10 protein-coding genes are annotated in these 12,949 nt (G+C 57.8%); all 10 read right to left on the bottom strand.

Translation table 11 applies throughout. From position 1 onward, the window contains the following. Positions 1-292 precede the first annotated feature (292 nt). The 10 genes from galE to PVE98_RS06590 all read right to left on the bottom strand — a co-directional run bounded on the left by galE (position 293) and on the right by PVE98_RS06590 (position 12,943). The gene (gene galE, locus PVE98_RS06635) at positions 293-1,306 is read right to left on the bottom strand and encodes a UDP-glucose 4-epimerase GalE (RefSeq protein ID WP_096073465.1); all 1,014 of its coding nucleotides are present in this window, start codon (positions 1,304-1,306) and stop codon (positions 293-295) included. 53 nt (positions 1,307-1,359) lie between these two features. Beyond that, positions 1,360-2,256: a UTP--glucose-1-phosphate uridylyltransferase GalF gene (gene galF / locus PVE98_RS06630; protein WP_048784187.1), complete on the bottom strand. Its 897-nt coding sequence runs from the start codon at positions 2,254-2,256 to the stop codon at positions 1,360-1,362. Between the two features lie 275 nt (positions 2,257-2,531). Then, positions 2,532-3,872 carry an MOP flippase family protein gene (locus tag PVE98_RS06625; protein WP_096073466.1) on the bottom strand — a complete coding sequence of 447 codons (1,341 nt, stop codon included), beginning with the start codon at positions 3,870-3,872 and terminating at the stop codon, positions 2,532-2,534. Then, positions 3,869-5,092: a glycosyltransferase gene (locus PVE98_RS06620; RefSeq protein ID WP_033750174.1), complete on the bottom strand. Its 1,224-nt coding sequence runs from the start codon at positions 5,090-5,092 to the stop codon at positions 3,869-3,871. Before PVE98_RS06620 ends, PVE98_RS06625 begins: the two co-directional genes overlap by 4 nt. 4 nt (positions 5,093-5,096) lie before the next feature. Next, positions 5,097-6,359, bottom strand: coding sequence for a colanic acid biosynthesis pyruvyl transferase WcaK (wcaK, locus tag PVE98_RS06615; RefSeq protein ID WP_033750177.1), 1,263 nt, complete (start codon positions 6,357-6,359; stop codon positions 5,097-5,099). 185 nt (positions 6,360-6,544) lie between these two features. Next, a complete protein-coding gene (locus PVE98_RS06610; protein WP_096073468.1) occupies positions 6,545-8,755 on the bottom strand; it encodes a phage tailspike protein in 2,211 nt (736 codons plus the stop codon). A 90-nt stretch (positions 8,756-8,845) separates the two neighbouring features. Next, on the bottom strand, positions 8,846-9,880 hold the full coding sequence (locus PVE98_RS06605) for a glycosyltransferase (RefSeq protein WP_033750181.1): 1,035 nt from the start codon (positions 9,878-9,880) through the stop codon (positions 8,846-8,848). Between the two features lie 40 nt (positions 9,881-9,920). Then, positions 9,921-10,673: a glycosyltransferase family 2 protein gene (locus PVE98_RS06600; protein WP_033750743.1), complete on the bottom strand. Its 753-nt coding sequence runs from the start codon at positions 10,671-10,673 to the stop codon at positions 9,921-9,923. A gap of 65 nt (positions 10,674-10,738) precedes the next feature. Further along, positions 10,739-11,656: a glycosyltransferase family 2 protein gene (locus tag PVE98_RS06595; protein WP_033750183.1), complete on the bottom strand. Its 918-nt coding sequence runs from the start codon at positions 11,654-11,656 to the stop codon at positions 10,739-10,741. 84 nt (positions 11,657-11,740) lie between these two features. Further along, entirely contained in the window at positions 11,741-12,943 is a 1,203-nt protein-coding gene (locus PVE98_RS06590) for an acyltransferase (RefSeq protein ID WP_096073469.1), read from the bottom strand. Between the last annotated feature and the right edge of the window lie 6 nt (positions 12,944-12,949).

Raw genomic sequence — 12,949 nt, 5'->3', positions numbered from 1 at the left:
CTGTATTCAACTTTTCAAAATCGATTAATTTATGTTCGGTCAAGTGCATTAAACATGCTACCGCCCCTGGCTCAACAGCTACCAGTAGACTACACACTAAGCCACGTTTTAGGGTCCTTCAGTAAGGACAGTAAAGGCTATAACCGCCTGTCAGCACCATATGACTGCTGCAACGAAATATGATAAACGTTTGATATTATCATTTCCTTTTATGACTTCAAAGCTTACAAGTTCATATTACTTATAACGTAAAAAAGCCTGTCCATAGACAGGCTTTTAATCAGTTTATCAGTTATTTAAATCCGTTAGGATTTTTCGACTGCCAGTTCCACGTATCGCGCATCATCTCTTCGATCCCGCGCGTCACGCGCCAGTCCAGCTCTTTATCCGCCAGGCTCGCATCGGCCCAGAAGGCCGCAAGGTCACCGTCGCGACGCGGTTTGATCTCGTAAGGAATCTGCTTACCGGACGCCGCTTCAAACGCCTTGATCATCTCCAGCACCGAGTAGCCTTTACCCGCGCCGAGATTGTAGGCCTTGTAACCTTCAACCTTCGGTAAATGGTCGAGCGCTTTCAGATGCCCTTCCGCCAGGTCGACGACGTGGATGTAGTCGCGCTGACAGGTGCCGTCCGGCGTCGGGTAATCGCCGCCGAACACGCCGAGCTGCGGCAGACGGCCAATCGCCACCTGCGCGATATAGGGCAGCAGGTTGTTGGGAATGCCGGTCGGGTCTTCGCCGATTTCGCCAGACTCGTGCGCGCCGACCGGGTTAAAGTAGCGCAGCGCGATAGCTTTGAATTTCGGTTCGGCGAAGGCGAAGTCGCGCATCACGAACTCAATCATCAGCTTGGAGGTGCCGTAAGGGCTGGTCGTGCCGCCAATCGGCGTGCTTTCCACGTAGGGAACCGGCGCATCGGCGCCGTAGACGGTGGCGGAAGAGCTGAAGATAAAGTTATAGACGCCAGCGGCGCGCATCTCTTCCAGCAGTACCACGGTGCCGGCAACGTTGTTCTCGTAGTACTCCAGCGGCATACGGGTCGACTCCCCTACCGCTTTCAGCGCGGCGAAGTGAATCACCGCCGCGATATCGTTGCTGGCGAACAGATCGCGCAGGCAGGCGCGGTCGCGAATATCGCCTTCGACGAAGGTCGCTTTTTTACCTGCCAGCTTCTCAACGCGATTAATCGCCTCGCGCGAGGCGTTGCACAGGTTATCCAGTACTACAACGTCGTCGCCGCGCTGCAATAACGCCAGCACCGTATGCGAGCCGATGTATCCCGCCCCGCCCGTTACCAAAATAGCCATGTGTGCTCCTGTCTAAGCTGCCGCGTCGGTGCGCGGCAAAACGTGAGAAAAGGTTATTTTGCCAGAATTTTCTCAATGGCGGCGCGGAAATCCTGCCCCATGCCGTTGCTGCGCAGGCCGTAAGTAACAAACGCCTGCATATAGCCGAGTTTACGACCGCAGTCGAAGCTGCGACCGGTCAGCAGCGCGGCATCGACCGGCTTCTTCTGGCTCAGGCTGGCGATAGCGTCGGTAAGCTGAATACGACCCCAGGCGCCCGGCTCGGTGCGCTCAAGCTCGCCCCAGATATCAGCAGAGAGCACATAGCGGCCGACTGCAGCCAGATCGGAGTTCAGCGGCGCTGGCTGATCCGGCTTCTCAACGAAGTCGGTGATGGTGCTGACGTCGCCCGGGTTATCCAGCGGCTGCTCGGTGGTGATAACGGAGTACTCAGAGAGATCGGCGGTCGGCATATGCTGCGCCAGCACCTGGCTGTGGCCGGTCTCTTCGAAACGCGCCACCATAGCGGCAAGGTTGTAGCGCAGGTGGTCGGCGGTGGAGTCATCCAGCAGCACGTCCGGCAGCACCACAACAAAAGGGTTGTCGCCGATCATCGGGCGGGCGCACAGAATAGAGTGGCCAAGACCCAGCGGCTGCGCCTGACGTACGTTCATAATGGTCACGCCCGGCGGGCAAATTGACTGCACTTCGCTCAGCAGCTGACGTTTTACGCGTGCTTCGAGCAGCGCTTCCAGCTCGTAAGTGGTATCGAAGTGGTTTTCCACCGCATTTTTGGAAGCATGGGTGACCAGCACGATCTCTTTGATGCCTGCAGCAACGCACTCATCAATGATGTATTGAATCATCGGCTTATCAACGACAGGCAGCATCTCTTTTGGAATTGCTTTCGTCGCCGGGAGCATATGCATACCGAGACCCGCAACCGGGATTACTGCTTTAAGCTTGGTCATATTTTTTCCATTTCATGAAGTGAATACGTGCGGTCGATTATGCAGGATCGGCCAGAACTGCAAGTATAATCTTTATCCGAAAAACCGACACTAAATGCCTGTCATCCCTTAGAAATTCATCTTTTTCCCACTGTTCAGGCACGCCATAAAGTGAGCAAACACAAGCGCTAAGCGCCGGGTTAAAACCTGGGTGGGTAACGCCGTTCGGCAAAGGTTAATGCCAGGCTAAAAAAGACTCGGGCGGCACGCTGGCCGCCCGAGAGGAACCGCGCCGATCAGAGCCAGCGCTCAAACCATTCCGGCTTAACGAACAGGTTGAAATGGTTTATCAGCGCGATGACCGCGATAAATATCGCCGATACCGACACCCACTGTCGCGCATAGGGCATAAAGCGAATGCCAATCACCGGCTTGATAAAGAACGGATGCGCGAAGGCGGAGATCAGCACCTGCGAGATCGACAGTGTCAGCGCCACATAGAGCACGTTCGGCCAGATAAAGGTGGTCGCCAGCACCGCCAGCACCACCAGACTCGCCACCACATTCCAGTAGAACTCGACGCTGGTGCGCCCGTTGGCCTGCGAAATCGCGCCGGTCAGCCCGCCCATCGGCCGCAGCATGCCGAACAACAGCATCAGCGGGATCAGATGGTAGACCTGCTCGTGCGACGCCCCATACAGCACGCGCACAATCACCGGCGAGAGAATGCCGATGGCGAGGTACATCGCGCTGCTGAACAGCATGATGACGAAGGTGCCCTTCAGAAACAGTTTTTTCAGCTGCTCTGGATCCTGCTGCTTCTCGGCGAAGCGCGGCAGCGCCAGGCGGTTAATCACCGGCGACACCAGCTTGAGCGGCTGGAGGATCAGCTCTTTCGCCAGCGAGTAGATGCCGAGCATCTCGGCGCCCATCACTTTGCCGACAATCAGGGCATCCGCCTGAGTACGCAGCTGGTTAATGGTCTGCGAGCCGAGCTGATAGATGCCGTAGCGCACCGCGCTGACAAAGGTGGCTTTGTCAAACTCTCGGGTTGGCCGCCACGACTTCTCGCCAAAGGCGATCAGGCAGAGGATGCGGGTAAAGGCGTTGATAAACAGGCCGAGGATCGCCGCAGCGACCGTCAGCGAGGTGAAGTAAAGCATGGCCACGGTGCAGGCGAACGCAAACAGCTTGGTCGCCATCTCGATTTTCGCCAGCAGCACCATGCGTTTGGTTTTGATGTAGTGCGCCTGATACTGCGACAGATGCCCCAGCACGAGGAAGTTGAGGCTGGTGAGCATAATCAGCCCCACCAGCTCCGGCAGGTGGTAGAACCAGGCGATGGGATACGCGACGCCAATCAGGATCAGACCGGTTACCAGGCTCAGCGAAACGTTGACCCAGTAAATGGTGCTCTGCTCGCGTCGGCTAATCTCCTGGCGATGCACGATATAGCTGCTCATCCCCATATCCTGCAGCACGGTGGCGACCGCCAGAATAGCGTTGACGATCGCCAGCAGCCCCAGCTCGTGCGCCTCCAGCTTGCGCGCCAGCACGCTAAGCTGCAGCACCTGCAGCACTGCGGCAAAACAGGTACTGCCAAACAGCCATATCGCCTGTTTTTTCAAACCACTCACGCCAGCTGCTCCAGTAGCCTCGCCAGCTCGCCGTAGGCGATATGTTGGTTAAATTCCGTTTCGACCTTGCGGCGCGCCGCCGCAACGACCGGCGCGACGTCGATATCGCCCTGAGAGAGTCTGAAGAGCGTATCTGCCAGCGCCTCGGCGTCGTTTTCCGGCACCAGCCAGCCTGAAACGTTGTTCTCAATCAGTTCCGGAATGCCGCTGTGGAAGGTGGATACCACCGGCAGCCCTACCGCCATCGCCTCCATCAGCGCGACCGGAATGCCTTCCATATCGCCATCGGCGGCGGTTTTCGACGGCAGCAGGAAGATATCTGCTTCGCTCAGGGCGGCGCGGATCTCCTCCTGCGGCTTAAAGCCCGGCATGCTGACGCAATCCTCCAGCCCGGCGTTGGCGATATGCTCGCGCATCATCTCATCCTGATCGCCGTTGCCGATAATGGTGAACTCAAACTGGCCGCCGCGCTGCTTCAGGAGTTCGCTGGCCTTCACCGCGACGTCGAGCCCCTTCTTCTCGGTGAGACGCGCCACGGAAACGATGCGCAGCGGCGAGTGAAACGCCTGGCGCGGCTCGAAATTGAACTTCTCCGGCTCGATGCCCATGCGCGTAACGTGGATCTTCTCTGGCGGGCAGCCCATCTCAATCAGCTTGCGCTCCCACAGATGGCTAATCGGCAGCAGCAGCTCGCTCTGTTCGAACAGATTAACGTAGTCCTGCTTATGCTCTTCCAGGATATGGCGACGCGAAATATCCGCGCCATGGAACACCGTCGCCTGTTTGCCTACCAGCACGCCGAGTTCGCGCAGCTTATTGGCCAGCGCGCCCGCGTAGCCGAAGTGCACCAGGAATACGTCAGCGGTATAGGGCTGGCGTGTATTCGCTACGATAGAGGGCAGCAGCAGCTTGCTGGACTGCGCGCCGTAGCGGCGCACGTTTAGCGAGCGGATCAGCGCCGGTTTCGCCACTTTCGGCAGCACCAGCTTCAGGCGCTGGTTGAGCTTGTCGAGGTTCGAAACCTTCTCTTCCGGCAGCAGATAGTGGGTGCGCGCCGCCAGCTGATATTCGTCGAAGGCCGCATGACGGTTCACCAGATCGCCCGGGAACACGGAGATAATCTCGACGTCGTAGCCGGCGTCAATAAAATGGGTCACCTGGTTCAGCACGAAGGTCTCAGAGGCGACCGGGAAACGCATGGTGAAAAAAGTCAGTTTCATAGCATTACCCCAATACGTTGAGGATCTCTTCTGTGATCCGGTTACCGACTTCGCGCTCATGCGCAACCGCCGTATCGACCTGCTGCTTGATGGCGTCGTAATTCGCCAGCACCTCTTTTACTTTGCCGATCAGCGAGCCGTCCATCAGGCTCTTCACGTCGGTCGCCATCTGCGGCAGGCCGAGCTGATTCATGACGCCCATCGACTTGTGTTCATAGTTGATCGCCACGGCGGGCGTGCCAAAGTTCATGGAGATAATGGCAGAGTGCAGGCGCGTGCCGATAGTGAGATGGCAGCGGCTCAGCAGAATACCCAGCTCCAGGTCATTGAACTCATCCATGATGACGTGGTAGTTCTCCGGCCGCTCGACGCTGTCGCGCAGGGTCAGCGCCACCATGCGATCGTCTTTGGCGTAGCTGTCAATGCCGGTGCAGGTGGAGAAGGCGACCACCTGATAGCCTTCGGCGATCATCGCGTTGATCACGCGGCCAAAGGCGGCTTCATACTCTTGCTGCGTCACGCCCAGGCGCTTGTCGAACGGCGCCAGCTCGCGCACGGTAATGGCGATGGTTTTGCGGCTGCTGATGATGTTTTGCCAGTGCAGCAGGTTATGGCTCGGCTGCTCGACGCTGCGCGCGCGCACCAGAAAGGCGGTGTCGACGCCCGGCGCGACTTTCCGCGTGGTGACGCCATCTTTTTTCATCAGGTCGAGGCTGACCGACTCGCGCAGCACCAGGCTGTCGACGCGGTCAAAAACAAAGTTCGCCAGCGCGTTGACGCGCGGGTTCTGAAAAGGGCCGACCGAGTGGCCGATCAGATAGATCGGCTTTTTCGCCATCAGGGCGCAGAGCGCATGGTCAAACTGCGTCACGCCGTAAAGATCGACGAAGAAAGAGCCGCCGACCTGGATAATGGCGTCGTACTGCTTCAGGCTGTCGGCGAAAGTTTGCAGATGCGCCGGTACGCCAAAGGATTTAAACAGGCCGCCTTTACCCAGATGCGCCATCATAATGTTCGGCATCAGTCGGTTGGCGACCTTGCGCTTTACCGTGCCGATCAGGCCCTTCGCCGCCTTGCTGTTGTGCAAAAACAGCGAGTCCTGCTGAATGTCCTGCTGGAGCAAATACCCAGAGCTCGTTGGATAACGACTGATCGCGTCAATCTCTATATCACTGCGGGCGGCATGTATTGAATCGATCAGCCCGCGGAGAATCGCGCCATCCCCGCGATTCCCACACGTGTGGTTACCCACCAATAAAATTTTCATCAACAACTCCGAAAAATTCTTTTAATTTTTTACCCGACCGGTACCGCTGCGATGCGTCGGGTAAACAAGCCGCCCTGTCCTGACGGGCAAAGTAAACTCTGCGTTCAAAAAAAAACCAATATGCTAGCTAAAAAAGGCTCCAGAGGATGCTGCTCGCGCGCCTCCCTGCGCGCGATAAACGGTTATTAGCCCTTCACGGCGAAATAGGGCACGGCGCACTGTTCGCCGTTAATCACCATTGAGATAAAGCCTTTCGGCTTGCTGGTGTCCACCTGCTCAGCGTTAAGCGCGCGCGACGCCAGCAGCAGATCGCCCTGCTCGTTGCCGCCGATGCCCGCCTTGCCGTTATGCAGGCTAAAGCGCTGCGGCGCCGCCACGTTGCCGGACGGCGGCGCCGCTTTCTCCATGCTGGCGCTGACGCGCGCGCAGCGGCCGGTGGCGAAGCGATCTTTGCTGGTGGTCTTCATCAGCACCACCGCAGACGGCGTCCAGCCCGCCAGCTTCACGAAGATACGCACTTCGCTGTCGTTGGCGGCGACGTAGCGCACTTCGACAACCGGGCTACTGCCCTCCGCCGACCAGCTCGCTTCCGCCTTGCTCTTCTTACGCTGCACCTGGATTACCGCGCGGCCGCCGGTGGAGCGATCGGCGATCGGATTCATCAGCGGCTGGCTGGTGCTGCCGTTGCTGAACTCCGACTGGCCGAAGATTTCGATCTCCCAGGCGTCGCCGACAGAGGGCGAATAGAGCGTGCCCAGCTCAAACCACGTCTGCTGGTCGCTGTTGTTCTCCAGCCGCCAGCGGGAGGTGATGTAGTTGTATTTCAGGCTGCCGTCGATGGCGACGCCGTAAGACTCTACGCGCGTCGATCCCATCTCCCAGACGTTGAGCCAGCGCTCGCCCTGATCGGAGTTATCGATCCAGCTACCGGACTGTAGATTGGTCTGGCGCATATTTAGGCGCGAGTTGTGCGCAATCAGCGGGTTTTTGCAATCCTCCAGGCTCAGGGCATCGACGATCCACTGACCGTTGGAGATGTCGCCCGGATGATCGCAGTGCTCGATCCAGCCATTATGAATAATCGACTGGCTGCAGCGCGGCAGGTTTAGCACCATGCCGCCGCGGCAGTTCTGCGCGTTGAAGTTGGAGAGCTCGATAGCGGTGCTGTGATCCCATGCGCCCGCCTTGCGGCCCGACCAGCCCGCTTTTATCACGTCGCCGGTGCAGCGTGAGGCGTACCACTGGTCGATTTTGCAGTCGAGCGTATCCAGCAGGCTGAGCGCGGTGCCGCCCACCGCGTTAAAGCGCAGACAGGCGCCACGGAAGAACTGGCCGCCGTCGCAGGTGTTGCGGAACAGCCCCTGTTTATTGGGACGCTTGTCGCTGTTGCCGTTGAAGATCAGGTTAGAGATCTCGACCCAGCGCGCGTTGACGTCGAAGACGAACTCCGACTGGCCGTCGGAGACGATGGTGGTGGCCGGGAAGTAGCCGAAGTTGACCATCGCGCCGGAAATGCGGAAAAAGCGGCGCCCTTCGCTGCCGAAATCGCAGGCGGAAACGAAGAAGGTGCCGGCGGGAAACTGCACGCAGATAGGCTGCTGCGCCTGTTCCGACCACTGGTACATCGCTTTGATGGCGGGCGCGGCGTCGGTTTTGCCGTCGGCGATGGCGCCGAAGTCGAACAGCGACAGGCGGTTAAAATCGTCCACCACGCGGCGCCAGTGAAAGCCCTCGCCGGCGAAGTTCACGCCGCCGTCGTCTTTCGCGCTCTGGAAGCTGCCGACAAACTCGCCGCCGCCCACTTCCAGCCCTTCATGCCAGCTTTTCAGCTTGATTTTTGCCCCTTCGAACAGCGGGCGGGTTTTGCGCAGCTCTTCAACCGAGGCGATCTCGCCAATCAGCTGATAGCCGCCCGGCTGCGCCAGACGCTGGCTGAACGCCGCCTGGCCCGGTCGGCTGACGTCGGGAATGTTAAACAGCGTGTTGCCGTCTTTGTCTTTCACCGTCATCGAGTGCGACGGATCGGCGATCAGCGCGGCGTTGTCGTGAACGAAGCGGGCAAAGCTGCCTTTGTTGAGCGCGATCGGCTGGGTGATTTGCGCCAGCTTGCCGCTGTCGTCGCGCAGAAAAACCGGGATCTGGTTGCCGGCCTGGCTGGCGTCGCTGCCCGCCTTGCCGATCCAGAGCTGCCCTTCGAAGCCCTGCCAGAACTGCGGCGGCATGGCGTAGAGGTTCTCCGGCGTCAGAATCGGCACGTCGCCTTTCGGCACCGCCGCCGGGTCGACCGCTTTCAGGGCGACGCCGCTGGTTTTCGCGGCGTGGCTGGAGAACGCACTGACGGAGAGTGCGGCAACAATGGAGGAGGCTGCGCTCTGCAAGACTTCTCTTCTTTTCATGCATCTAATCCCGTAGTCGATGGGGCCGCGCAATGGGCCATAACAGTGTCCCCTGAGGCACGTTGCAATCAGGCCCGTCCCTTGCCGCTGTTAAACCAGCGCCAGCCAGCTCTGCTTGATCTGCTTACCGTCGAATTTCAGCGCGGTAATTTTTGTTTTCTGACTCATGGCGTAGAAAAGCGCGTCGTCGCTGGCGAGCTGATCCATGCGCGCCAGGAAGGTCGCTTTGTCGTTCATCGGCACCAGGAAGCCATCTTCGCCTTGGTTGATAATCTCCTGCGGGCCGGTCGGGCAGTCATAGGCCACCACCGGCAGCGACCAGGATTTGGCTTCGAGCAGCACCAGCGGCAGCCCTTCATAGCGCGAGGTCATCAGCGCCATATCGCTGTCGCGGTAGTAGTCGTTGATATTGCTGACGCGGCCAACGAAGTTAACGCTGCCGGTGATGCCGAGCGCCGCCGCCTGATCTTCCAGCTGCTGGCGCAGCTCGCCGTCGCCGGCGATCACCAGCGTCCACTCCGGATGGGTTTGCGCGAAGTCGCGCCAGATATCGAGCAGTAGATCGAACCCTTTCTGGTGATCGAGGCGGCCCACCGCCAGCGCCTGACGGCTGCGCGAGGTGCGCTCAAAGGCTTTGTACACCACCGGATTGGGGATTTGCTTGCTCGGAATGCGCCAGCGGGAGAAGACCTGATGGTCTTTGTCGGTCAGGACGATGACCTGATCGTAATAGCGCAGCAGCAGGTACTTGAGGAGTTTGATCGGCTTGCTGAAGGAGTTGATGGCGATATGTTCGCAGGCATAGGCCTTGAAGCGTTTTTTCTTGCCGGAGAGCAGGCTCCAGAAAGCGAACATCACGCTCAGACGCCCCATGCTGATCAGAAATACGCTGTCGACCTCTTCGCTGTGAATGCGTCTGACAATGCTTTTGATCGGATTGCTGTGTCCCTCGAAGCTGACGATCTCTTTGACGTGCTCAAAGGGATAGAAGGTTTTACCGCTGCCTTCCAGCGAATAGATGGTGACGTCGTGCGTTTCGCCCAGACACTCGGACATAAAGTTGCAGATGTTCTCAGTGCCGGCATACGAATAGGCATCTTTGATCACCAGGACGATTTTTTTCATTTAACGCTACCCACCTCAAAAGAGTAAAAAGACAATCCTGTTATCGATGCTTAAGGGTAAACAGTACGCCGTTCACCATATACCAGCCGTAATAGTAATAGATTTTTAAAGGATTGTTTTTATAGATAATTCTTAATAATTCCAGGTGCCACTTCGCCGCTTTATTCTTGTTGCGCGAAAGGGAATCGCCTAATTCGTAATAGTTGACGAGAATGCTCTGAATCACGCGCGCCTGTTTGTAGCGGGTGAAGAGTTCATAGAGGAACAGGAAGTCCTCGTGCCCTTTACGCTGGAAGAAAATCCCCTGCGGCGGACGGCGGAAGCAGACTGAGGAGAAACAGACGCGATACTGCTTCTTCACGAAGTTTTCCTGCTGAAGGTAAGGTTTGCTGTAGGTGATGTCGTGATCGGCGTTTTTGGTTTTGTAGTGATATTCGGTGATCACGAAATCGTCGCCGGAGGCGATGGCGGCCGCCTGCTGCGCCAGCTTGTCGACGTGCCATTCGTCGTCGCTGTCGAGGAAGGCGATAATCTCCTCTTTCGCCGCGCGCAGCCCGACGTTACGGGTCTCCGCCGCGCCGAGGTTTACCTCGTTGTCGAGAATGGTAATGCGCGGATCGTTACAGTGCTCGCGCACCAGCGCCAGCGAATCATCGGTAGATTTGTCGTTGATCAGGTAAAGGTGCCAGTCCGGCCAGGTCTGGTTCATTACCGACTGCACGGCGCGCAAAACCGTCTGGCGTGCGTTATACATCGGCATCACAATGCCTACGGTGCCAACATGATTCGTCATATTCATACCTGAATAAAAAAGTGTCGTTCCGGGAAAACGCTCCCGCGTCGGGGAGCAAGAAAGAGTCAGGAAACCGCTTTTTCACCGCCCAGCCGCGCCCTTAACTTGTCTTTCACGCGGTTAAGGAAGTAGGACTGGTTGTCTTTGTTGGTGAGAAAGAAGTAGCGCGCGAAGGTCAGGCTCGCCATCAGCGACTTGCCGTCCATTTTGTAGCGCAGCGGCAGCTTAAACGCCTTGTAGGTGTCGATATCGCGCGCGGTCAGGTGCGGCTTCATGGCATCCAGCCAGAAAAGCGAATATTTCACCGATTCGCCTTTATGCTTGGATCCAAATTTCGTCACCAGATGGTAGGTGGCGAGCGGGCGCGCGATCATCACGAACTCATAGCCGAGACGATCGGCGCGAATGCAGAAGTCGTAATCCTGATGGCGAATATAGCGCGTATCAAACTGGATGCGCGCGGCATCCTCGCGCTTCAGCACGATGGTGCTGGTCTGGATAAAGCCGTAGCAGCCGAAAAGATACTCCGCCACGGTTTCGTTTTTGCCTGGCGTTTGCATCGGCATCACCTTCAGGAAGCTGCCGTCCTGATAGATGTTCACCTGGCTGTAGATTACGAACTTGCTTTTGCCCTGCGCTTCCAGCTCCTGGATTTTACGGCTGGTCTCCAGCAGTTTGTCGGCGTGCCACTCGTCGTCCGCGTCGAGAAAGGCGATGTAGTCCCCTGTCGCCAGCTCAATGCCTTTATTGCGCGCGCCTGCGCCGTTCAGTTTCACCTCAGAGAGCACCAGGTTAATGCCCAGATCCTGATAGCGCTCGCTGTTGACTACCTCCGCCAGCGCCGCCGCATCGGCGGATTTATCGTCAACGATAATCACTTCGAAATTGCGGTAGCTCTGCGCCTTGACGCAATCCAGCGTCGCGACGATCGACTGCGACGCGTTATACGCGGGGATTACAATGGAGAAACGAATGTCCTTCATGCCAGTACCTCTTAAAAACAGGGCTGAAATCGATAAAAAAACGCGCTGCGTGCCGCACGGCGGCGCCGGACGCAGCCGTGATAATCAGTAAGGGTTACCGGTGCGATCCTGCTTGGTGGGCGCAACCTCGGCCGCTACCTTCTTCTTGTTGCTGCTGCCGATAAAGGGCTTTTCAACATAGAGATAGGTCATCTTCGCCACGTAGAACGACAGCACGAAGAACAGCGTGGAGATCAGGGTGTAGACCACCATGTTATGCGGCACCATGCTGAGCGGGATCTGCTTAATGAAGTAGAGCACCACGCCGTGGATCAGATAGAGGCTATAGCTCACCTCGCCAATCGACATCAGGGTTTTGTTCTCCAGCATGCCCAGCAGGCTGTTGCCGCTGCTCACCACGAAGAAGATCGCCGTCAGGCAGCAGAGGAACACCAGATACCAGAAGGCGTTGCTGGTGAAGGCGAGCGCGAAAATCGCCAGCAGGATGCAGACCACGCCTGCGATACGCGACTGTTTAAACACCGCCAGCCGGTCGCGCCAGGTATAGGCGAAGTAGCCCATCGCGAAGCCCAGCACCGGACGCGGGTCGGTATAGGTTTTGCCCCACAGGCGCAGCGCCACGGCGACGCAGAAAATCGCGCCGATGGAGCCGAGGATCAGCAGGGTTTTGTACTTGCCGCTGGTGGCACGGTTCACCACGAAAATCAGCGGGATAGAGAGATAGAGCAGCCACTCCAGACGCAGCGTCCACTCCACGCCGGCGTTGACGTCGGCGGTGAGAAAGTCGCCCATATGATAGCTGCCGACAAACAGCAGCCAGAGCACGGCGTCGGTTATGCTGTGCGCGTTGATATGCAAACCGCCCTGCGCCAGGCCGACCAGAATGATCACCAGCCCGGAGAACCAGAACATCGGCACGATGCGGCGCACGCGCGACTTCAGCAACTTCCAGGTGAGCTGGCTCGCCGACATGCCGTCGTTGTCCAGCCAGCGATAGAACAGAAACGCCGAGATCATAAAGAACAGCAGCACGCCGAACTTGCCGGCGTTGACGAAAAAGTTGCCTTCGGAGAACCAGACGAAATAGTCCTTATCGAAGATCCAGTTGCCGTCCAGCGAGTAGAGATAGTGCACTAGATGGGAAAAGGCGACGATGCTGGCCAGCAGCGCGCGCAGACCGGAGATGCTTTTGATGCCGCTGCCGTTGTAGACGCCTTTATGGAACCCGGTCGCGCGCAGAAAGAGCAGCGCCAGACAGAACGACACCACCATGATTAATACGTACATGACAAC

It is taken from the genome of Pantoea sp. GABEPS69 (assembly GCF_045780835.1).
Lineage (GTDB): Bacteria > Pseudomonadota > Gammaproteobacteria > Enterobacterales > Enterobacteriaceae > Pantoea > Pantoea septica.
The sequence above is the reverse complement of the archived record's forward strand: the minus strand, read 5'-3'. Positions and strand labels throughout refer to the sequence as shown.

What these genes read in the sequence shown, in the direction of transcription:
- galE (WP_096073465.1), bottom strand. Translation starts at nt 1,306, where the DNA reads ATGGCTATTTTGGTAACGGGCGGGGCGGGATACATCGGCTCGCATACG.
- galF (WP_048784187.1), bottom strand. Translation starts at nt 2,256, where the DNA reads ATGACCAAGCTTAAAGCAGTAATCCCGGTTGCGGGTCTCGGTATGCAT.
- PVE98_RS06620 (WP_033750174.1), bottom strand. Translation starts at nt 5,092, where the DNA reads ATGAAACTGACTTTTTTCACCATGCGTTTCCCGGTCGCCTCTGAGACC.
- wcaK (WP_033750177.1), bottom strand. Translation starts at nt 6,359, where the DNA reads ATGAAAATTTTATTGGTGGGTAACCACACGTGTGGGAATCGCGGGGAT.
- PVE98_RS06610 (WP_096073468.1), bottom strand. Translation starts at nt 8,755, where the DNA reads ATGAAAAGAAGAGAAGTCTTGCAGAGCGCAGCCTCCTCCATTGTTGCC.
- PVE98_RS06605 (WP_033750181.1), bottom strand. Translation starts at nt 9,880, where the DNA reads ATGAAAAAAATCGTCCTGGTGATCAAAGATGCCTATTCGTATGCCGGC.
- PVE98_RS06600 (WP_033750743.1), bottom strand. Translation starts at nt 10,673, where the DNA reads ATGACGAATCATGTTGGCACCGTAGGCATTGTGATGCCGATGTATAAC.
- PVE98_RS06595 (WP_033750183.1), bottom strand. Translation starts at nt 11,656, where the DNA reads ATGAAGGACATTCGTTTCTCCATTGTAATCCCCGCGTATAACGCGTCG.
- PVE98_RS06590 (WP_096073469.1), bottom strand. Translation starts at nt 12,943, where the DNA reads ATGTACGTATTAATCATGGTGGTGTCGTTCTGTCTGGCGCTGCTCTTT.